The organism is Achromobacter maghribensis, from assembly GCF_057334215.1.
In genome coordinates this window covers 7879-29498 of record NZ_JBHFII010000036.1, presented here as the reverse complement: position 1 = coordinate 29498, position 21620 = coordinate 7879, and the positions used below count along the sequence as shown (strand labels likewise).

The window sequence follows — 21620 nt, the reverse complement described above, 5'->3', positions numbered from 1 at the left end:
CCCCCCCCCCCCCCCCCCCCCCCCCCCCCGCCCCTGCTTCACGCCAACCGTTCGCGGCGCAACCGGATCCCGGCAGCATCGCGGTCCCACGTGCCGTCGGCCAGCCCCTCGCTACGCAGCACATGCTTTTGCAGCTTGCCGCTAGCGGTCTTCGGCAACTCCTCGACGACGCGCACATAGCGGGGCACCATGTAGTGCGGCACCCGCTCCGCCAGCCAATTGACCAGCGCGGCGGGTTCGATATCGGCGCCGTCCACGGCCGTCACCACCGCCAGCACCTCGTCTTCCCCGTGTTCGCTGGGCACCGCCACGGCGACCGCCTCGCGCACGGCCGGATGCGCGCAGATCTCGCCCTCCAGCTCAAACGACGAAATATTCTCGCCGCGGCGGCGGATCACGTCCTTCAACCGGTCCACGAAAAAGAACGTGCCCTCGCTGTCGCGCCGGAAGGCGTCGCCCGTGTGGAACCAGCCGTTGCGCATGGACGCGGCCGTGGCTTCCGCGTTGCGGTAGTAGCCGGAAAACAATGCCCAGGGCCGATGCGAGCGGATCAGCAGCTCACCGACCTGGCCGTCCGGCACCGCGCGGTCCTGCGCATCGCCCACCCGCAGCTCGAACCACGGGCGCGGCTTGCCGCAGCGCCCCGCCTCCGTCAGCCCGGGGCCCGCGCTCAAGGGGCTGGCAATCTCGGTCATGTTGTAGACCGTGTATAGATCCACGCCAAAACGCGCCTGAAATGCCGGCGCGTCTTCGCCGAACGGCACGATGAACGCCTTCTTCAAGGTGTGGTCGCGGTCGCGCGGCGAGGGCGGCTGCTTGAGCAGGAAGTTGGCCATCACGCCCAGCAACAGCACCACCGTGCTTTCGGTATCGCGAATCGCGTCCCAGAACTCGGCCGTGCGGAATTCAGTCACCATGGCGATCGACCCGCCGCAGGCCAGCATCGCGTACACATACAAGGTACTGCCGCAATGGAAGATGGGGCCGGCGATCATGCAGCGATCGTCCGGCGCGATGCAGTCGAAAGCATCCGGCCCCATGGTGTAGAGCTGCACATACGAGGTGACCACGCCCTTGGACAGCCCCGTCGTGCCGGACGTGTACATGATGGACTGCGTATCCCAGGGTTCGATGGGCGTCTCGGTGGCCAGCAGGTCGGCCGCCGGCTCGCCCGTCGGATCCACCAGCGCCGCGAACGACACGGCGGACGGCATGCCGGCGGGCGTCTCGCCTTCGCCGGTCAGCAACACGCGGGTCAGCGCGCCCGGCGACAGCGCCTGCAAGCGTCCGACCAACGCCCGGTGCGCCAGCATCAGGGAGGCCTGCGCGTTCTCCAGCACGTGCGCAAGCGGCCGCCCGCGCAGCGCCGTATTCAACGGCACGTACACCGCGCCCAGGTAATTGATGGCGAACCAATTGGTCAGCAGCTCTGGCCCGTTGCCCATCCAGCACAGCACGCGGTCGCCCTGCCTGACCCCTTCGCGGCGCAGCGCCGCCGCCCGCCGGCGCACCTGCGCCAACGTCTGCGCATAGGTCCACGACGGACCACCATGGAAACGGACAAAGATTCTGTCCGGTATCTTTTTGGCCTGGCTTTCCAACAGATAGCGCAGCACGCACGCCTGGCGGTCGGGAATGGCCGCCCGAGCCTCATCGTTCATCAACGGTCTCCTCGCTTTGTTATTTCGCTTATTTTTCATGACTTTTCCGCAGCCATCCAGGCTTGGCGAATGCGGACTTACCCGCACACCCCCCGGCAGATGCCCCACGGCGTCTTGCGACTTTCAACATACTTGGTAGTATATCCACGAAATAAACCCGAAGGACAGCGAATGAGCATGGTTTCAATCGAGCGGGACAAAGGCGTGGCCGTGGTGCGCTATGACCGGGGCGGCAAGGCCAACGCGCTGAATCTGGCGGCCATGGACGCGCTGATCGACGCCGCGGCCGAACTTGCCAGCGATGACCAGATCCGCGCCGTCGTGCTGACCGGGGCGCCCGCCCTTTTCAGCGCGGGCATCGACCTGAAAGACCCCGCGCTCTGGAGCCATGACGACCCGCTGGCGACGCAACGCGCGCTGGCTCGCGGCGAAGTGCTGTGCCGCGCCTGGGGCGACCTGCCTCAAGTCACCGTTGCCGCCATCGAAGGCGCGGCGGTGGGCGGCGGCGCCGTGCTGGCCCTGGCTTGCGATTGGCGTGTGCTGGGCGCCGACGCGTTCCTGCGCCTGCCGGAAGTCCGCCTGGGCCTGCCGCTTGCCTGGGGCGGGCTACCGCGCCTGGCCAGCCTGGTGGGCCCGGCGCGCGCCAAGCGGGCGCTATTCACCGACCTGCGGCTGGATGCGGCCACTGCCGAAGCGTGGGGCCTGGCCGATCGCGTCGCCCCTGCCGGCGACGCGCTTCGCGCCGCCACCGAGCTCGCACGGGAGGCCGCCGCCTGCCCCACGCTAGCGCTGCGCCTGACCAAACGCGCCATCGATGCCCAGTTCGACGCGAACCGCCATGCGCACGCGCAGACCGATCAATTCTTGTTGTGCCACTTGCTGTCCCCCGCCGCGGCGATGTAGTGCCGGCGTTCCCGTCCGCGGTTCCGTTCCGCCCGTTAGACCCACCCATTAGACCCACCCGTTAGACCCGCCCGTAAGACCCGCCAAAGAGCGGGCACCCCATCCAGGAGGAAAGACATGAAACCATTGCTTAGCGCCCTGCTCGTCGCCGGCGCCTTCGCCCTGCCCGCCGCGCAGGCCCAGTCCGACAAACCCATCCGCATCGGCGTCTTGACCGACCTGTCCGGCATGAACGCCGACTTGTCGGGGCAAGGCTCGGTCGAAGCCGCCCGCATGGCGGTCGAAGACTTCGGGCCCACCGTGTTGGGCCGCAAGATCGAGGTCATTTCCGGCGACCACCAGAACAAGGCCGACATCGGCTCGGCCACCGCGCGCCGCTGGATCGACCAGGACAACGTCAAGGCCATCGTCGACGTGCCAACCTCGTCGGTCGCGCTAGCCGTGCAGGAGATCACCCGTACTTCCAACATCGCGTTCCTGGCCTCGACCGCCGGCACGTCGGACCTGACGGGCAAGGCGTGCTCGGCCTCGACCGCCCAATGGACCTACGACACCTACGCGCTGGCCAACGGCACCGGCCGCGCGCTGACGGAATCCGGCATCAAGAAGTGGTACTTCCTGACCGCCGACTACGCCTTCGGCCACGCCTTGCAGGCCGACACGGAAAACGCGGTCAAACAGGCCGGCGGCCAGACGCTGGGCGCCGTCAAGCACCCGCGTGCCTCGAACGACTTTTCGTCGTTCCTGTTGCAGGCGCAAGCGTCCAAGGCTGAAATCGTGGCGCTGGCCAATTCCTCGGGCGACACCACCATGGCGATCAAGCAGGCCAACGAATTCGGCTTGATCAAAAGCGGACAGAAGCTGGCCGGGCTGCTCATGTTCATCACGGACGTGGACGGCGTGGGCCTGGAGCAGGCGCAAGGCCTGGTGCTGACCACGGGCTTCTATTGGGACATGGACGAGCGCACCCGCGACTGGAGCAAACGCTACGCCGCACGCATGAAGGGACGCGTGCCGACGATGGCACAGGCCGGCGTCTACTCGTCCGTGCTGACCTTCCTGAAGGGCGTCAAGGAAAGCAACCAGCTGGAAGGCGATGCGGTCATGAAGCAGATCCGCGGCATGAAGATCGACGACATGTTCGCCCGCAACGCCTACCTGCGCGAAGACGGCCGCCTGGTGCACGACATGTACCTGGTCGAGGTGAAGAAGCCCTCGGAATCCAAAGCGCGCTGGGACTACTACAAGATCCTGCGCACGATCCCAGGCGACAACGCGTTCCGTCCGTTGAAACAAGGCGGCTGCCCGCTGGTTGCCGCCAAGTAGGCCAGACGGCCCCGCGCGCTGATCCCGGAAGCTTCAGCGCGCGGACCGGGAAACCTTCGGGGTGTGATCAGCGCACCGCGAACCAGTCGCCGGACAGGCTGCCATTCATGCCGCAGAACGGCGGGCCAAAGCCCTCGTCTTTCGCGCCTGTCGGCGGGACTTCACGAACCACCAGCACGGCGCCGCGGCGCGTCAGCGCAAGCACCCAGGGCGCGCCATCCTGATAGGCGACTTTCAGGGTGTCGCCCGAGACCACCGCGTTGCCGCTCATATCGCACACCCAGCGACCGTTATAGGGCTGCGACGAATTGGCCGACACAAACAACTGGCCATCGGCGGATTGCGTGATCTCGATTTCGCCCTCGACGTTTTTCCACTTGCCGCTAAAGCCGGCAGCCGGCTGCGGATTGATGGCCTTCAGGAAACGCAGGCGGTAATCCATGCGGGTACCGATCTCTTTGACCGGCGTGCTTCCCGAGAAAGGCTCGGCATAGACCTCGTCGCGCACGCCAAGGAAATAACGTTGATCGGCGGTCAGGACTTTGGCCGCCTCGGCGTCCAGCTTGCCACGCACGGCGTTGTATTGCCGCGCGATGGCCGCGTCCTGATCCGCCAGGGCGGTGTTGGCGCAAATGGCTTTTTCGACCGGCGTGGTGGCTTTGGCGCAGTTGAACGAGGGCGCGGCCACCGCGCTGCCGGCGATGGCCAACGAGGCGGTAAAGAACAGATGACGAACCATTGTGCAAGAACGCTTGTGATGTTGCATACGGTCGACCAACCTTATCTTCCATTGCCTATCGACAGCGGCACGCCCCAGATCGGATCTTCCTTCCCCTGCTTGCCCAGCGGCGTGATCTGCATGGGTTGCAAGGTGGACAGCAACTGCCGGTGCGCATCGCTCAAGTCGCGTTGCGCGATGAGCTTCTGGGTCAACTCCATCGGCGCCGGGCGCGTATAGACGGTGAAGTCCTCAAGCGGGCACTCGATTTTCTTCGGATCGACCGCCCGGCATCCCGACTGCTTGTACTTGTAGCTGGGCGTCTTCATGTGCACGCGCTGGCTCAGCACGAACTGGCCGCCCTTGAGCGTAAAGCTGGCCAGCGCCCGCTTCGGCGGAACGCGCGACTGCACCTTGATGGCCGGAACGTCCCGCGAATCCGTTTGCTCGTAATAGCCGGCGCGGGAGCCCTGCGTAGTCTCGGTGTACTGCTCTTCGCCCCAACTGACGCACGCGCCCGTTCCGCGATGCACCGCCGTGCAGACCGTGCGCGTCTTTATCTGGCTACCCGTGGTGCCTTCGTGCCAATTGGTCTCTTTGTAGTATTCGCGATAGAGCTCCGGCGACAGATAGGCCGTACCGTTGGCCCCACTGCCCGACCCCTCCGGACCGCTGCGCGCACCCACCTGGTCCAGCAAGGCGTTCAGCTTGTAATCGTCGCCCCCCGTCAGCAAGTATTTGCCCGGCGGCAAGATATGCACTTCGTACGCCTTGAACAAATAGGTGGCGTCCTTGTCGCGTTGCAGCGCATTGTTCTGGAACTTGCGGCCAAACGTGATATCCGGGCGCTGTTCGTGCGTGAAGATCACATTGCCGGTCCATTTCGTCATGGATTCCGCGTCGTTCAGCGAAGCGTGCGGCATCAGGTCAGCGACCAGCACCACCGCCATGTCCGCCTTCAATGCCTTGTCGATCAAGTCGAGCAACTGCGCATAGCGCGGGTCGTCCATGGTGCCCTTGCCATAGGAATCTTGTTGGGTCGCGCATCCCGACACGGCCACGGCAAGCGTCATGGCAGAGAGGGCAACTCGCAGTCGGGGCAGCGTCATGGGATCGGTCCTTGAAGGGGGCTGAGTCGGATGCGTGACCGCGCATCCTACTGCCTTGGGAAAGCGCCGCAACCACCGGATCGCGGACTGAAACATGGCGCGGTCCGAGGTCACGCGGCCGCGCTGGCGGGCGGCTCGCCACCGGGATCAAGCCGTAGCGCGGGTTGCGGGCCCGGCGGGGTCACGGGCACCGCATCGAAGCGCAGGGACAGGCACCGCAAGGCCCGTAATTTATTGTTGCGAGTGTTTCCGACCCCGCCGATCACACGACCGGGTGCAGCCCGAAACGCCGTTCCAGCTCGTCAGCCACGCTTGCGTCATCCAGCGTGGTCTCGACAACGTCGTTATCGCGCACCACCTTCAGGGCGTTGCCCACCAGCATGCTGCGGCCCGTCTCGTTGTGCAGCACCACCACGCGCTTCTGCACGAAGATTGCGTCCGGATGGGTCGAGTTCAGATAGTTCGCCGGCACAAAATCCACCCATTCCTGGGGCGACAGATCAAACGCGTACTGATTCAACCATTGCCCACCGGCGCGTGCCTTCAGGACGAATGCGTCGCCGTCCAGCCGGCTCAGCATGAAGGCGTCCATATCCTGCGGCACCTCCGCGTCCAGCTCCGCCAGATTCATCGGCGCCCGTATTCCATAGCTGCCAAAGCCCAGGTCGCACAGCCAGTCGGCGCCACTTGCGTGAACCACCAACGCCATGTGCGTCTTGGGACGCTTGACGGGATAGAACATCGGGCGCGCCGCCACAAAGCGGTAAGGCACGCCCAGCGCTTCAAGCGCCATGGCAAACAGGCCGTTTACCTCGTAGCAATAGCCGCCACGACGGCGCTCGAGGATTTTCTCCACGATGTCTTCGGGCACCAGCGACACGACGCGACCCGCCTGCACGTCCAGGTTCTCAAAGGGCACGGTAAACAACTGGCGGCGCATCAGCGCCGCCACCGTCGTGATATCGGCGCGGGTATCGCCGTCATGCCCGATGCGTTCAAGGTAGCGGGCCAGGGTGAAATTATCTGCGTGCATGGGTTGCGCCTTCCGGTTTCGAACTGATGGGAGAAAGGCTAGATAGTGCCCGCGACGGTGCGCCGCGGCGGCAACAGGCGGGCCCTGGGTTAAGCTGCACAGATCGTACTTTTTCCTGTCTGTTATGCAGCACAGTTATGCGCTTGTCGCTTCGCGGCTGAAAGTCGCCATCCGCGCCTCGGAATACGCCGTGGGCGAGCGCCTGCCCTCCGTCCGCGAACTGGCGGCCACGCATGGCGTCAGTGTGTCGACCGCCACTCGCTGCTACCGGGAACTGGAGCGCGAGGGCTATGCGGAAGCACGCTACAAATCCGGCATGTACGTGGCGGACTGGAAGGCCTTGCACCAAGCCCGCCGCGGTGCGCCCGCAGCGGTTGCCGCCCCCGTGCCCATGGAATATGACCAGCTGGCGTCCCTGCAGCACCGGATGACGCAGTTGTACGCGCTGACGGCGCAACCGTTGCCGCTGGCGCTGCACCTGGCTAGCGCCGCGCCGGAATGGTATCCCGGCGATGCCCTGGCGCGAATCGCGCAGCGCCACTTGCGGCGCGATCCGCTGGCCCTGGGCGCCTACCCGTCCGGCACCGGGCTACCGGCGTTCAAAGCCGAGCTGATCGCCCATCTGGCGACCTGCGGCATCGACGCCGCGCCCGAAGACGTATTGATCACGAATGGCGCCACCGAAGCCATGCAGATCGCGCTGCGGTCCGTGGCCAAGCCCGGCGACACCATTGTCGTGGAGTCCCCGGTGTACTTCGGGCTGCTGCAAACTATCGAAAACCTGGGTTTGCGCGCGTTGGAAGTGCCCTGCGTGCCCGGCCAGGGCCTGAGCCTGGAGGCGCTGGAATACGCCCTGGAACATCATGGCGGTGTGCGGGCGGTGGTGGCCATGCCCTCATTCCAGAACCCGCTGGGTGATTGCATGCCAGAGGCCGCCAAACAGCGCCTGCTGAAGATCGTGCGCCGCCACGACCTGACGCTGATCGAAGACGATGTCTTCGGCGACCTGGGGCACAAGACCAACCGGCCGCCCGCCGTGAAAGCCTGGGACCGCGATGGCCGGGTGATCTACTGCGGCTCGTGCAGCAAGAGCATGGCGCCCGCGTTCCGCGTGGGTTGGGTGCTGGGCGGCCGGCGTCATCGCCAACTGGAATCGCAGAAGATCAGCAGCTCGCTCGCCGCGCCGTTGCTGGAACAGCAAGTGCTTGCCGACTACATGAAATCCGGCAAGCTGCCCGCGCATCTGCGCAAACTGCGTGCGCGATTGGCGTCCGTCGTGCCGCTGGCCCAGGATTGCGTCCGCCAACACTTCCCGGCGGGCACGCGCGTGCGCGGCCCCGACGGCGGCTGGTGGCTATGGCTGGAACTGCCCGACCAAACGGATACGCTGGCTCTGTTGCGCACGGCGGTGCAGCACGGCATCGCCTACACCCCGGGCACGCTCTTTTCCGCGTCGGGAAAATACGGCCACTGCTTGCGGCTGAACATCGCTCGGCCCTGGAGCCCCGCGATGGCCGCCGGCTTGCGGGCCCTGGGCGAAGCGGCCCGGCGATCAGGCACGCGAGAGCCTACGATGCAATGATCGCGGCCCATGCCCGGTCTCAAGGCTTTGTCCTGGTGACAAACAACACCCGCGAGTTCGCCCGAGTTCCCGGCCTTCGTCTGGAGGATTGAACAGTCTGATTCACCGGAAAACTTGCGACGCGATCGGCACCGCCTCGTTCTGCTGCCTTCCTGCTATCTTCCAATCCAAACCCCGAACCCAAAACGCAAAAAAGCCGGCCCGCTTGCGCGATACCGGCTTTCAGCTAAAAGTGTCGGGAAACACTTTCAAAAATTCGACCACATCAAGTGGTCGAGGCGAGAGAATTCGAACCTCCGACTCCTGCGTCCCGAACGCAGTGTTCTTCGAGGCCCGAACAAAATCGCCGGACTTTTGAATCGATACGTCTTCGGCTCCGCCCTGGCCCGATTCCATCATTTGCCAGATATTTGCGAATGTCGGTCGTGCGTGCCCTCCTCCCTTAACGCTTCTTGGGCGTAACGGCCGGCCACTGACATGGACCATACTCTCGCAACAGCTCCATACCCCTCCGCGCTCCCAGCGTCCGCCCGCCCGCCGATCGATGGCGTGAGTGAAACCGGACACACCAATGACGATAGCGCTTGGCATCGGCTAGGTTCAGGCCGACAAAGAAACCGCAGACCAGGGCAACAAATCCAAGGAACAAATAAGTCACCATGGGCGGATGGACTTTCTGCGCCGCCGTCTGGGCCGTAGCGACATCAAGCATGTCATTCACGGCGCCGACGTAGGAGGCCGCAAAAGGCGGCGTGCTGTGCTCGACAGCCTGCACGGACAGGATCCAGATTCTTTTCTGAAGAGCTCCGACCTTGTCGGCGATCGCATCGCGTTGATTCAGGTCGGCCACATGCCTGTAGTAATTGATGCGCTCATCCACATAGTGGCGAAACTGCTCGCGCAGCCGTGGCTGGTCGACAATGTTGAGCATGTCGATGCGTAGCCACGCGGTTCCGATCGCATTGATCTCCTGAACCAACAGATTGCGCCGCTCCACCATGCGTTGTGCCGCGCCGGAAAAAGTGAACGCCACTAGCAAGCCCAGCAAGGCAAAGACAGACGCCTCGACGGCGGCGACGCCAGGCCGGCTGGATGCTTCGCCGTTCGGGACAGCTCGCCTATCCAGATACCGCCCAAGCTGGATCGCCGCAAACAGCAGGAAAAAAACAGCACCGCCAGACCAACGAGAGCAAAGGAATAGTTCATAGGCCACCATGCGCCAAGAGCCCGATAAGCAGACACGCTAGGAAAGCAGAACTCCAGCTTCAGGTTTCGTCTCGCGTCCTCCCGCAGTCGGTTGCTGATTGCATGCGCCAGCCGTTTACTCGCCCTGCCTGAATCAGTGCAGGCAGGGATTGCCCTGCCCGCGTCAGCGCCTTGACGGTACGAGTCTTCGCCAGCCCTGGCAAACTTTCGAGCAAGACATGGCCGTCGGCCAGCAGCGCGACCAGTATGTGGCGGATTACCGCCGCTTGGCCCAGCAACGCCGCGCAGACCGACTGCTCCACTGCCAGAATGCCGTCACGATTCGCCATGCCCTTGCCCTTCCCTGCATCTTGTTGTGTGGTAGGCCGCTTCTGCCCACGGGTGACCGCCGTGCTTCAGCGGCTGGCGACGCTGCCCTTGCGGGCCTGGGCTATGCTGCCTGCCGCGTGTGCGCGCTTTCCCAGTACGAGTAGGTGCGCAGGACATGCAGCTCCAGCACGGCCTTGCCGCGCGCGCGATGCAGGCCGCGGGGAATCACGGCATGACCGTCCGTCCAGCGCATGAGCGCGCCGTGCACATCCTGTGGAACGTGCATGCCCCGCAACTGCGCGTCGGTCAGGCTGATATCGCGCCGGCCATCGGCATCCTCGATCGTGATGCGCACCAGCCCCACCCCGATCTGGCGTAGGTCGCGGCATGGAAATGCGGAGGTTTCCCGGGCCACGGCGGAACGGGACAGGAGATGGATGTCGCCCACGTCGGCGTCCGGCAAACGGAACCGGTATACCGACTCGGCCGCGTCGTGCGGCTGCGCCTTGACCGGCTGCCCGTTCACCTCCACTCTCAAATCCGGATCAGACGCCCGCACCGACTGCGTTAACTGTTCGGCGCGCGCGAGCAGGCGCTTGCGCACCGCCACCACTTCCGGACCGGAACGCAGCACTTCCATGCCCTCGATGGCCGGACGGCCTGCCGGCGGGCCAAAGTCGGCCAGCAGTGTCACGTTGTTCACGTTTTGGAACATCGAGCGATTGCCCGTATCCACGTACGACTCCGACGGCGCGCCCTCGGACAGCAGAATGTCGAATTGCTCGAGCTCGACGTGGAAATACTCGAACACCTTCCGGGAAAAATCCTGGACGATCGTCTTGCCGTTGACCAGCAGCATCGCCGGAATCAGCTTGCCGCCGAAGCACATATGGTGCCCGGGCGACACATGCAGGTCACGCGCCGGAACCCCCGGCGCCAGCGCGCCGGCCGCAATGCGCACCGGAAACGCGCGCACCGCGTGGCTGCCCGGAATGTGCGCCGCATACAGCGTGCGGCGCCCGATCCACTTCACCGTGGCCACGCCGCCGCTCGCGGTGCGCACCCGGTCGCCGGGCTGCAACGTCTCCACCGGTTTCTCGCCGTCCGGCGTGGCGATCAGCGTGCCGCGCAGGAAGCAGGCGAACGACACGGTGTTGCCGTTGAACTCCAGGCTGTCGACGTCCTCCTGGGTGAAGTTGTCGGCCTGCACCTGCAGGATCGGCGTGTTGTCGGCCTCGTAGAACGTCAGGATGCCGTTGTTCAGCTCTGCGTGATCCGGCATCGCGCCCGCGAAGGTGAACGACGCTCCGCCTTCCACGCCGGTTATGTGCAACACGTCATTGGGGTTGGTGGTGATGTTTTCCACGTTCATGGCCACCGTGCCGGTTCCTCCCGCCTGGGAAAAATCGATGGTCATGTTGTCCAGCCATTGCGGCTGGAATTGCGCGAAGCCGGTGTTGGAATTGGGGCCGACCTGCAAAGTGATGGGCTGGTCGCCGGCGCCGCCGTTCAGGTTGCCGATCAACAGGGTGGTGTTCTCGGCATAGATGGAGAAAGGATGCGAACCATCGAAGTTGGCCGTGACAGAACCCGCATCGGTGAGATTCACTGCGCCATTATCGACATTGAGCGAAAAGTTGAATTCTTCGTCGGTTTCTGCATCGGTCCAGGCCCACGTCGGGTTCTCGGACGTCAAGCTGATATCTGCCATTTCAATCCCCTACAGTTGATCAAGCCTGTGAAGGCACAAAGCTAAAAACTCGGTGCATCCATCCTTGTCTGGCGCAGTTAGTCGACGCAAATCTGCTCTCGGTCCTTGCCCGCAGAGACCGACGTCCCTTCTCTGGTCGACTATTGACGCCTTCTTTTCGGCCCCGGGGCCAGCTTCGGGATCCGGTCCGCCCCTGCCCCTGCTGTCACCAGGCGAACCGTTCCGACATGGCGCTACAGCCATGTACAACGTACGGCGCCAAAGAGGTGCCGGCCGCTGTACATGTCGCAGCGTCTCCTGTCGGGTCACGGCTTCAGGTCAATGACCACCTTCTCAATCTCTCCGCTGAAACGGAACGGAACCTGGTAGTCGCGGACGATAGGCGTTCCAGTATCCTCGCCAATATCCAGCGTCTCGTCAGCACTGACACGGATCGGGACGGTCTGTTCGATACGCCCCTGTGCAACCTGCGTGCCGTCCACGTAAATCGTGGCAGTGCCGCCTTTACCGGCGCCGCCGCCGTCGTAGGCGAAATCGACCTTCACGGTACGCTTGCCTGGAGCGAGCCTGTCGGGCGCCTGCACTTTGTATTTGTGTTCGGGGTAATGCGACCGCGCATAGAGGAACGTCGGCTTGCCATCCATCAAGAGTAGAGCATTACCACCAAAATATCCCCCCTGCGTCATGAGGATGCCATCCGCGCCCGCTTGTTGAACAACGACGTCTGCCGTCACCGAGTAGGATGTGTTCTTCATGTTCGGCGCCATGCCTTCCGTGATGCGCGTCACACCATCGAAGTAGGTGTAGCTAGTACGTCCGACATTGTGCTGCGGACGGTTCTCCGGCATAGCCCTTTCGACGTAACGATCATCAAGCGGATAGACCTGGTTTTTTCTGGCCTCGCTATCAAAGAGCTTCTTCAACTCCGCCAGCTTTTGCGGATACTGTTTCGCGAGGTCCTTTGATTGAGTGAAGTCCTCCTTGAGATTGTAGAGCTCCCAGTTATAGTCCTCCACGGAATCCGGTTTTTTGCCGAGTGGGGCACTCCAGGGGGAAATCACCGGCGTGGTACTAGCCATCCAGCCATCGTGGTAGATGGCCCGGTTCGCGATAATCTCGAAGTACTGTGTTGCGTGCTGCTCGGGCGCCTTTGCGTCGTCAAAGGTATACATGAAGCTCGTGCCATTCAGGGGAACCTGCTCGACGCCATTGACCAGCTTCGGCATTGGAAGGTGTGCTGCTTCGAGAATCGTGGGAACGATGTCGGTGATATGAACGAACTGGCTGCGCATCTCTCCTGTATTCTTAATGCGTGCCGGCCACGAAACCACCATCGAAGTCTTGGATCCGCCAAGATGAGAAGCGAGTTTCTTATCCCATTGGAAGGGTGTGTTCATAGCATGAGCCCAGCCCCGGGCGAAGTGGTTCTGCATCCACATGCTGCCGATTTCGTCGATGTTCTTGATCATGAACTCGGGTGTGTCATTGAACTTATTGACGATCGTCACGATTTCGCTGGTCATTCCAACGCCATCAGGCGTTGGGTCCTCTGCACTTGAGCCGTTGTCGCCCTGGATGTAGATGACGAGGGTGTTGTCGATTTCACCCAGCTTGTCAATGGAGTCGATGACCCGGCCAATCTCGTAATCGGCGTGCGCAAGCGCGGCAGCATAGGCTTCCATTTGCCGGGCGGTCACCTTTTTCATATCCGGCGAAAGGGAATCCCAGCGCTTGTACGACTCCGGCGTGGGAGGGAGAACTGCATTCTGCGGAATAATGCCTAGCTTTTTCTGCCGTTCGAACGTCTGTTTGCGCAATTCGTCCCAACCCATATCGAACTTGCCCTTGAACTTTTCGATCCACTCCTTTGGCGCATGGTGCGGGGCGTGGTTGGTACCAGGCGTGTAATAGGCAAAAAAAGGCTTATCGGGTGAGACCGCCTTTTGCGTCCGTATCCATTTAATAGCCTTGCCCGCCATATCCTCATTGAGGGTGTAAGTTTCTTCCCTGCCGAGGTACGGGTCGATCGGTGTGGTGCCTTCGTAGATCGCAGGGCGAAACTGGTGAGCGTCGGCACCGAGAAAACCGTAGAAGTATTCGAAACCTAGCCCTGTGGGCCAGAGATCGAAAGGACCCGCAGGAGTGGTCTGCCAGTCGGGTACGTTGTGATTCTTGCCGAACCAAGAGGTGCCATAGCCGTTGCTTGTGAGAATCTCGCCTATCGTCGCCACGCTCTTTGAAACCAAGCTGTGATAGCCAGGATAAGGCGTCGAGAATTCCATGATGATGCCGGTGGATGCTACGTGATGATTGCGGCCGGTGATGAGGGCGGCACGCGATGGCGAGCAGACCGCGGTAGTAAAAAAATTGTTGTACTTCAGACCGTTCTTCGCCAGACGGTCATACGTAGGAGTGGGGATGGCACCGCCGAACAGCTCAGTCGCACCAAAGCCGACGTCATCGGTCATGATTACCAACACGTTTGGCGCGCCTTTGGGGGCCGAGACCTCCACCGGCCACTTGATCGGATCGGAATCTTTGATGGTAGGTGCGAGCTTGCCCACCTTCTGATAAGGCGGGATAGGCAGAACCGTCCGGTCAAACATCTCGCCGGTTACGCTGGTCTGCCTTGTGTTTTGCTGAGACGTTTGCGCGGTTGTCTGGGAAACAGGGATCAGGAGCGCTGCGAGTGACAAGACCATTCCGCTGAGCTGCTGCATTGCGACGCGATTCAGTAACGCTCTGATCATGACATGCTCCTCATCCATGAGGGTGACGGGAATTGCGAAACCGTTGCTTTGGTAGAACACTCCGTGAAGCCCAGTACGCTCCCGGCAATAGATTGGAAAGCGACGTCAGCCTCATGTTGGAGACAATATCCGACACCCCCCTAGACCACCGTGAAATCGGGCAACTTAAGCGCTTTCGATTTCAGAGCTTTGGTAAGACCACAGGGCTGCATCGGCGGAGCGGGATGGATTAGCGCTTTGGGCAAACGCTATTTGATCAGCGCTAGTCAGTCGAATTGGACCACTGGCGGTAATCAGGGCCAGGGCTTCTTCGTTTAGAGCGGCGATCACGAACTCAGGGACGGTCAGTCCATTCAACACGACAGTTCGTTCTACCAAGGCATAGAGCTTGGAAGGGAGCTGATTCTCATGGCAACGGGGGTTAAGCACGCTGAGCCTCTGAGGTTCGCCAGATAGAATGTCCAAATTCTATACAGAAAGACTATCTCCACGTGTGCCCCTGGTGTTACAGATTGTCGCGTGATCCGCAGTTGGAATCGGGCAATTTGTGTGCGCCTATTCCGGGAAGTGCCGTGCGCGTTACCTAGCTAATGCTCCGCAGCAGTGCTCTGAAGGCGGAATGGCCGCTGCCGGCAAGGCAGTGGACGTCAAAACACCCATTCCCGAAAGAACGATCGATGGTCGTAGCACGGTGCTTTGCCACTGTGCGGCTTGTATATCCGTCAGATGTCGATTTTTTCGACTAATTCGAAATCTTCCCCATCTCCGGAGGCAACGTTCCTTTCCAATTACGGCCCACGATAGCGAATGTTCCCCCCTTGACGCCCAAGCGTGCCGATGCCGATGTCCTCGCCTGCGCAAGAATAGGCGTCAATGAGTTGCATGATGTAGTAACGCCCTTTGGTATCAGGGGACTGTCAATACCACGGGCTCCTTCGACAGGTCCAAACCAGCAAAAGAATAGCGCGTGTCATTGTCAGCTCCTGGCGTATGTCTCAGCTTAAACGCGCAGTCGGTTGTTTTCCGAAGGTTCGTACGTTTTCGCAAATCCAGTCCGCAATCAAGATGCTCGACGGTCCGACCATCTGCGGGCAACTCGACTTGCGTATACACCCGCCTATCCATGCGGCCGAATACACTTGGACCCCATCAGCTATCGTCTAAGGATTTGCGATGCCGGGGAAATTGCCGCCAACACTGAAAGAGATTGGCTTTGAAGTCATTCGCCAGCAAGGAAGCAGCCAAAGTAAGTCGCGTTGGCAACGCATAGACGAGCTAATTCGCCATCCCGTCGCTCTGATCCTTATAACCTCTCTATTTTCAGTGGGTGTTGGCACATGGCTCACGAGTCATTACCAAGCATCTCAACGGGAACGCGACGGGATCACGAAGAGCATGGACGAAGTCCGTGCTGCGATAGACCGTACGGAACAGGTGTATGCCGAGTTCATTGACGCGGCGATTTCTCTGGAAGACGCGATAGTCTCTGATGCAGCGAAGAATCGGCTTGAAGATGCGTGGGCCGTGTTCCTCGGGACACACCGCACTCTCCGCAGCAAGCATACTTTCGAAAGCGCACGCCTGAGACAGGAAATGCCGCTTGGCTCTGGAGTTGCATTTGAATTGATCACGAGCGGCATCAATGTTGGCGTTTCACTGATCAAGGATTGCCTTACTCTCGGCCAAACCCTCTCTACCCCCGAAGAATCGATCCATGGAAAAAGGCTCAAATGTCCGAGTTCACAGACGTTTAAGGGATTGCAGTACGCCCACGAACGAATTCGCCGCGTGGACGCTTGCTTGATGGTCATGTTCAGGGAACTTAGACCAGACCCCGCAGACGACTTTGCGCCGAATCTTCGCGTACAGAAAACGAGCAAAGGAATGCTCGCTGCGGACGCGGACTGCAACAACGTAACCATGCTGGGCTACGTGCCTCCAGAAATGAGAGATATCTCGGACACTCCCTAGCAGGTCCGTAACTGCTTCAGCTTCAACCTCATTCGATCGAGGTGCATCCAGGGGCGACGGCCTCACGGGCGGCTCGAAGATAAATCTCGCTCTTTTGGGACGAATTTTAGCCGGGGCGTTGCCGCCACACTCGCGGCAGGTCCAGACCAAAGTCCAGTTTTTCCACTGCTTCAGAGACCGCAGGAAGGCGTGCATTCGTATAGACCGTGCGGCCGCTGCTTCCAGTCGGCGCATGGCCAGTGAGCGCGTCTGCCACGCCTTGCCCCACCCCCAGCTCATCCAGCGCCGTGCGGACCAAATGGCGAAATTTGTGCGACCCCTCCAGCCTGCCTGGTGGCAGGCCAACAAGCTTTCGAAACGCGGCAAACCATTTGGTAGCGTTGCTCGCAGGGGCCTCCTTACCGCGATGAAGGCTGGGGAACAGCTTGACGGTTCCGGCTCTCTTCAAGCTCGCGTGATACTCCAGCAAACCCAGCCGAACAAGGTGGCTATGAATAGGAACCCATCGAGCGGACTCGTCGGTCTTGACGGTACCGACGCGGTTATGGATTTCATAGGCCCATATGCCATCCCGGTCCTGCACATCGGCCACTTCAAGTTGTGCCAACTCCCCGATCCGCGCACCGGAATAAAGCAGCATCCCGAGCATGAAGTATCCCGCCGATGCTTCGGTTGCCCGAAGCGTTGGGAACTTCGCCGGGTTTTCGAGAAACAAGGAGGACTCGAAGATGGTCCGCAGTTCCGCCCTTGTCCACGCCTCGCGCCTCTCCGCTCCCTTAACTTCAAATGAAAGGTCAAAGGGATTGGCGGGCAACTTGCCGACCTTGATCGCTACATTGACAAGAGCGTTGATAGCGGCGGTCTGATTGGCGGCTGTGCTGTCCCCAAACTTCCGAGCCCCACTATCCAACAGGAAGGCCAGAAAACGCCCGCCTACGCCACGATCCAGCCGCGTCAGGGGTAAGACCCCAACAGCCTCTTCAAACAGCGCCAAGGCACGCTCCATGCGCTGAACAGCGTTGGACTTTGCGCGGCTCAGGGCTTTCCATTCGGGCACGATATCCCGGAGGCTTGGGCCGGAACTGTCTGGAAGCGCAGCAACTTCAGGCGCAACTGGCGGCGCAGGAGTGGCAACAAGCTCGCCGTCTCCCCGCGACGTTGCGTTCGCCCACGCCCTCGCAAGCTCCCGCAAGATTCCCAGTAACGCGGTACGCCCCCCAGGCTGGCACCAATCCACGCGAACCCCGATCCCGCAAAGTATCGGATCAGCAACACGCTGCGCAGCCTCCAGGTATCCCCGCGCAGCGTCGCGAGCTAGGCTGCTGGCGATGTGGCTCTGCACACTCCGCAATGCGCCCGCCTGAATGCTATCCAAGAAGTCAGCGGCGGGGTCTATCTGGCTCAGGAATCTCAGCGGCGCTAGGAAAGCTTCCGCCGCATGCAGCTCAGTGCGCAATACGTCATCTGTTACCAGCACCTCCCGCGCAACCGTCGCATTTACGAAGGAAATCAGATCGGGCGTGAGCGGAATCAGAGGCGGCGCGGCCTTGGCTTGCTTGAGCGCCAATCGGTCCGCGAACTCCTTGCGCACCTCTGCAATTTTGGAGTGCGCCAGAACAAGAACTAAGGCGCGGTCGCTGGTGCCGAGCGATCCACGAAATGCGTCCGTAGCGGGCTTGCCGTTACGGCTAACGGGATACGGTGTCACGGATGTTGTCGGGAATTCCGATGCGTAGGTGCCAAACGCCGCCACGCATCTTCAGGCCAGGGGGTAGCTTAGACATTGTGTGCTTTGTCATCTTTAAAATTGACACACCGCCTTGCCACAGTTCCAACAAAAAAGACCCAATGGCCATAGGGCTAAAGGGTCTTCCGTCGGGTTTGACCACATCAAGTGGTCGGGGCGAGAGGATTCGAACCTCCGACTCCTGCGTCCCGAACGCAGTACTCTACCAGGCTGAGCTACGCCCCGAGTCTTACTATCTAGGCATCTCTGCCCACCTGCTTGCTCGGCTACGCTCAGTGCAACCAAACATCTTCGCTGTCTTTCTACTTCTCTTCACTACCAACAGCGACCGCTATTAGAACCTAAATTCGGCTTTTTTGAAAATCGGGTTTTTCAACCCGCTTTCTGCAAACCTTCTTGAAGTTCGAAGCGCCTGCGAAACTCCCGCAGCGCTAGCGATCTCTATTCACCGCGAAAGCGCAGAATTCTAGCAGAGAATTCAAGAAAGGGGAAACGGGGTACGCGGACAGGGCTTCGCGGGCACGATCGGCTTCGGCCACGGCGGCCAGGCGCGCGTGCTCCAGCGCGTCGGTCGCCTGGATGGCGGCAGCCACGGCGGCGAAGTCGGCGTCGCCCGTCTTGATGGCGTCGCGGATCAGTTGCTGTTGTTCAGGCGTGCCCACTTCCATCACGCGGATCAGTGGCAGCGTCGGCTTGCCTTCGCGCAGGTCGTCGCCCACGTTCTTGCCCAGGGCAGCGGCGTCGCCGCTGTAGTCCAGCACGTCGTCCACCAGCTGGAAGGCCGTACCGACATGGCGGCCGTAAGCGGCCGCGGCGGCTTCCTGTTCGGGCGTTGCGCCCGCCAGCACGGCGCCGACCTGGGCGGCGGCCTCGAACAATTTGGCGGTCTTGTAGCGCACCACTTGCAGGTAGCGCTCTTGCGACACGTCCGGGTCGTGCACGTTCAAGAGCTGCAGCACCTCGCCTTCGGCGATCACCGTGGTGGCCTGGGACAGGATGCCCATGATGCGCATCGAGTCGGCCTCGACCATCATCTCGAACGAGCGGGAATACAGATAATCGCCCACCAGCACGCTGGCGGCGTTGCCGAAGACGGCGTTGGCGGTGTCGCGGCCACGGCGCAGGTCGGACTCGTCCACCACGTCGTCGTGCAGCAAGGTGGCCGTGTGGATGAACTCCACGACGGCGGCCAGCAACTGGTGATGCGTCCCTTCGTAACCCAGGGCGCGCGCCACCATCAGCACCATGGCCGGGCGCATGCGCTTGCCGCCCGCGCCAATGATGTAGTCGCCGATCGTGCGGATCAGCACCACATCGGAATTCAGCCGATCGCGGATAACCGCGTCGACAGCCTTCATATCGTCAGCAATGGGGGCAATAAGCGCGGGGAGATTCAAGACGTATCCGACAAGTGAAACGAGCCGCGTGGGGGCTCTTACCGCTGGGCCCGCCAGGGACGGCGGGGGATTCGACCAGCGATTATACGGGGTGTTACGGGGGGCCGGCGGCCGCGTCCGCCCCGCGTCCACCCCGCGCGCGCGCCCTCCTGCCCCGCCCCCGGATCCCGTTACAGGCCGCGCCCCGCCAGATTGGCGTACAGCGCGCGCACCCCAAAGGTCCATGGCGCGATCTGCGTGCTCAGCTGCACCTCGTTGACCAGCGCGCCGATGCGCTCGGACGCAATCACCACGCGGTCGCCCAGCTTGTGCGTGAAACCCGTCCCTGGCCCCTTGCGGTCCTGGCTGGGCGAGAACATCGTGCCCAGGAACAGCATGAAGCCGTCGGGATACTGGTGGTGCGCACCGCAAGCCTGGCGCACCAGATCGAGCGGATCGCGGCTGATTTCGCGCATGTGGCTCACGCCGCTCAGCGCGAAACCGTCCGCGCCGTCGATGCGCAGCGACACGTCGGCCTGGCGGACACTGTCCATATTGAAGCCGCCGTCGAACAGGCGGATGAAGGGGCCGATGGCGCACGACCCGTTGTTGTCCTTGGCCTTGGTCAGCAGCAAGGCGCTGCGGCCTTCAATGTCGCGCAGGTTGACGTCGTTGCCCAAGGTCGCGCCCACGACCTCGCCGCGGCTGTCCACCGCCAACACGATTTCGGGTTCCGGGTTATTCCACTCGGATTCCGGCAACACGCCGATCTGCGCACCGAAGCCCACCGACGCCATCGCCGGGGCCTTCGAGAAGATCTCGGCGTCGGGCCCGATGCCCACCTCCAGGTATTGCGACCACTGCCCGCGCTCGACCAGCTCGGCCTTCAGTTTGGTCGCCTCGGCGGAACCGGGGCGCAAGCGCGACAAATCCGAGCCGATCAACGCTTGCATCCGCACACGGATCTCGTCGGCGCGGCTGGCATCGCCGCCCGCCTCTTCTTCGATCATGCGTTCCAGCAAACTGATCGCGAAGGTGACACCGGCCGCCTTGACCGGTTGCAGATCGCAGGGCGCCAACAGGCGCGGCCCGTCGCCACCCTGCAGCGTGGCGGCCATCAATGCCCGCACGTCGCCCAGCGATTCCCCCTTCGCGTTCCGCGCCACTTCCACGCGGTCGGCGCGGTCCAAGAGGTCCGCCACGGTCGGCGCGGCGGCGGTGATATCGAAGACTTCGCCGTTGCGCACCACCACGACGCTGGGACCGTTCACGGGTGCGGGACGCCATACCCGGCCCACAAGCAGGGCTTGCGGCAGGTCGGACGGCAGAGTGTCTTGCTGGTTCATGTTGTCTCCTCGCGTGATGCCTGCCGCGCCACCGGGCGTGGCCCGCGATCCGGCATTCGATGGGTGGAAGACGAGTCTAGGGGAATGGCATTATCATGTCCAACATCTTAATATTCATTCCAATATATTGGAAATATGCTGTCATGCCTGTTGAATACGACGTCCCCGCCATCCGCCGCACGCACGACATCCTGAGGGTGCTTGCCGGCCGCGGCACGCCGGTCAAGGCGGCGGAACTGGCCCAGACCTGCCAGCTGGCCAAAAGCACGCTTTATCTGCTGCTGGACTGCCTGGAACAGCGCCGCTGGATCGAACGCAAGGACGGCGGCTATATCGTTGGCATCGAATTGATGTCGCTGGGCGCCGCCTATCTGCGCCACGACGGCGTAACGGCCGCCTTCCATGCCGCCGCCAGCGAGTTTGTCGCCCGCTGCAACGAGGTCGTGCAACTGGCGGTGCTGGAAGGGTTCGACGTGGTCTACCTTGCCCGCGAAGACGCCCGCCGCCCCGTGCGGCTGGTATCGGAACCGGGCATGCGGTTGCCCGCGCACGCCTGCGCGCTGGGCAAGGCGCTGCTGGCCAGCCTGAGCCCGGACGAGCTGGCCGCCCGCCTGCCGGCGCAACTGCCGCGCATCACCGACCGCACGCTGGCCACCCCGGACGCGCTCTACCGCGAACTCGATCAGGTGCGCCAGACGGGGCTGGGCCAAGATTGCGAGGAAATCGCGGCGGGTCTGGTCTGTTATGCCGCTTATGTGGGCGTGACCCCGCTGGGCAAACGGGTCGCGGTCAGCACGTCGATTCCCACTGACAGGCTGGACGACGACCACCGGCGCGACGTGATGGCAGGCATCAGCGAGGTGGCGCGCCAC

General features: G+C 62.3%; 17 protein-coding genes, 1 tRNA gene and 1 pseudogene. 5 read left to right on the top strand and 14 right to left on the bottom strand.

Going from position 1 to position 21620, the window contains the following annotated elements:
- Positions 1-38: 38 nt before the first annotated feature.
- Positions 39-1661: an AMP-binding protein gene (locus ACE039_RS14950; protein ID WP_448710126.1), complete on the bottom strand. Its 1623-nt coding sequence runs from the start codon at positions 1659-1661 to the stop codon at positions 39-41.
- A 171-nt stretch (positions 1662-1832) separates the two neighbouring features.
- On the opposite strand from ACE039_RS14950, the gene ACE039_RS14945 reads away from it, so the two are divergent.
- Both ACE039_RS14945 and ACE039_RS14940 read left to right on the top strand, forming a co-directional pair.
- On the top strand, positions 1833-2564 hold the full coding sequence (locus ACE039_RS14945) for an enoyl-CoA hydratase/isomerase family protein (protein ID WP_485822698.1): 732 nt from the start codon (positions 1833-1835) through the stop codon (positions 2562-2564).
- Positions 2565-2681: 117 nt separating this feature from the next.
- A complete protein-coding gene (locus ACE039_RS14940) occupies positions 2682-3890 on the top strand; it encodes an ABC transporter substrate-binding protein (RefSeq protein ID WP_313459722.1) in 1209 nt (402 codons plus the stop codon).
- Positions 3891-3957: 67 nt separating this feature from the next.
- Here ACE039_RS14940 and ACE039_RS14935 read toward each other — a convergent pair whose 3' ends face one another.
- The 3 genes from ACE039_RS14935 to ACE039_RS14925 all read right to left on the bottom strand — a co-directional run bounded on the left by ACE039_RS14935 (position 3958) and on the right by ACE039_RS14925 (position 6750).
- Positions 3958-4629 (bottom strand): lysozyme inhibitor LprI family protein, encoded by a 672-nt coding sequence (locus tag ACE039_RS14935; RefSeq protein WP_485822697.1) that lies wholly within the window; start codon positions 4627-4629, stop codon positions 3958-3960.
- Positions 4630-4670: 41 nt separating this feature from the next.
- Positions 4671-5717: a hypothetical protein gene (locus tag ACE039_RS14930; protein WP_485822696.1), complete on the bottom strand. Its 1047-nt coding sequence runs from the start codon at positions 5715-5717 to the stop codon at positions 4671-4673.
- A 262-nt stretch (positions 5718-5979) separates the two neighbouring features.
- A complete protein-coding gene (locus ACE039_RS14925) occupies positions 5980-6750 on the bottom strand; it encodes an arylamine N-acetyltransferase family protein (protein WP_485822695.1) in 771 nt (256 codons plus the stop codon).
- Positions 6751-6874: 124 nt separating this feature from the next.
- On the opposite strand from ACE039_RS14925, the gene ACE039_RS14920 reads away from it, so the two are divergent.
- A complete protein-coding gene (locus ACE039_RS14920) occupies positions 6875-8332 on the top strand; it encodes an aminotransferase-like domain-containing protein (RefSeq protein ID WP_448710120.1) in 1458 nt (485 codons plus the stop codon).
- A gap of 442 nt (positions 8333-8774) precedes the next feature.
- On the opposite strand, the gene ACE039_RS14915 is transcribed toward ACE039_RS14920, so the two are convergent.
- The 6 genes and pseudogenes from ACE039_RS14915 to ACE039_RS14890 form a co-directional block, all read right to left on the bottom strand.
- Positions 8775-9548: a bestrophin-like domain gene (locus tag ACE039_RS14915; RefSeq protein ID WP_485822694.1), complete on the bottom strand. Its 774-nt coding sequence runs from the start codon at positions 9546-9548 to the stop codon at positions 8775-8777.
- Between the two features lie 154 nt (positions 9549-9702).
- Positions 9703-9867 (bottom strand): annotated as a pseudogene (locus ACE039_RS14910) (AAA family ATPase); the annotation flags it as partial.
- Between the two features lie 101 nt (positions 9868-9968).
- Positions 9969-11558 (bottom strand): Hint domain-containing protein, encoded by a 1590-nt coding sequence (locus ACE039_RS14905; RefSeq protein ID WP_448710118.1) that lies wholly within the window; start codon positions 11556-11558, stop codon positions 9969-9971.
- A gap of 305 nt (positions 11559-11863) precedes the next feature.
- On the bottom strand, positions 11864-14308 hold the full coding sequence (locus tag ACE039_RS14900; RefSeq protein WP_485822693.1) for an arylsulfatase: 2445 nt from the start codon (positions 14306-14308) through the stop codon (positions 11864-11866).
- Positions 14309-14473: 165 nt separating this feature from the next.
- Positions 14474-14737: a type II toxin -antitoxin system TacA 1-like antitoxin gene (locus ACE039_RS14895; protein WP_485822692.1), complete on the bottom strand. Its 264-nt coding sequence runs from the start codon at positions 14735-14737 to the stop codon at positions 14474-14476.
- Positions 14738-15214: 477 nt separating this feature from the next.
- Positions 15215-15433 (bottom strand): DUF1254 domain-containing protein, encoded by a 219-nt coding sequence (locus tag ACE039_RS14890; protein WP_485822691.1) that lies wholly within the window; start codon positions 15431-15433, stop codon positions 15215-15217.
- A gap of 48 nt (positions 15434-15481) precedes the next feature.
- Here ACE039_RS14890 and ACE039_RS14885 point away from each other — a divergent pair, with 48 nt between their 5' ends.
- Complete coding sequence (locus ACE039_RS14885; RefSeq protein ID WP_448710114.1) at positions 15482-16279, top strand: hypothetical protein; 798 nt, start codon at positions 15482-15484, stop codon at positions 16277-16279.
- 106 nt (positions 16280-16385) lie between these two features.
- Here the strand turns inward: ACE039_RS14885 and ACE039_RS14880 are convergent, their stop codons facing one another.
- The 4 genes from ACE039_RS14880 to ACE039_RS14865 form a co-directional block, all read right to left on the bottom strand.
- The gene (locus ACE039_RS14880; RefSeq protein WP_485822690.1) at positions 16386-17987 is read right to left on the bottom strand and encodes a site-specific integrase; all 1602 of its coding nucleotides are present in this window, start codon (positions 17985-17987) and stop codon (positions 16386-16388) included.
- 187 nt (positions 17988-18174) lie between these two features.
- Positions 18175-18251 (bottom strand) — tRNA-Pro (locus ACE039_RS14875).
- Positions 18252-18457: 206 nt separating this feature from the next.
- The gene (ispB, locus tag ACE039_RS14870; RefSeq protein ID WP_105558805.1) at positions 18458-19423 is read right to left on the bottom strand and encodes an octaprenyl diphosphate synthase; all 966 of its coding nucleotides are present in this window, start codon (positions 19421-19423) and stop codon (positions 18458-18460) included.
- Between the two features lie 170 nt (positions 19424-19593).
- On the bottom strand, positions 19594-20748 hold the full coding sequence (locus ACE039_RS14865; protein WP_448710111.1) for a fumarylacetoacetate hydrolase family protein: 1155 nt from the start codon (positions 20746-20748) through the stop codon (positions 19594-19596).
- A 143-nt stretch (positions 20749-20891) separates the two neighbouring features.
- Here ACE039_RS14865 and ACE039_RS14860 point away from each other — a divergent pair.
- Positions 20892-21620 (top strand): IclR family transcriptional regulator (locus ACE039_RS14860; RefSeq protein WP_485822689.1); only part of this gene is annotated, 729 nt, incomplete at its 3' end.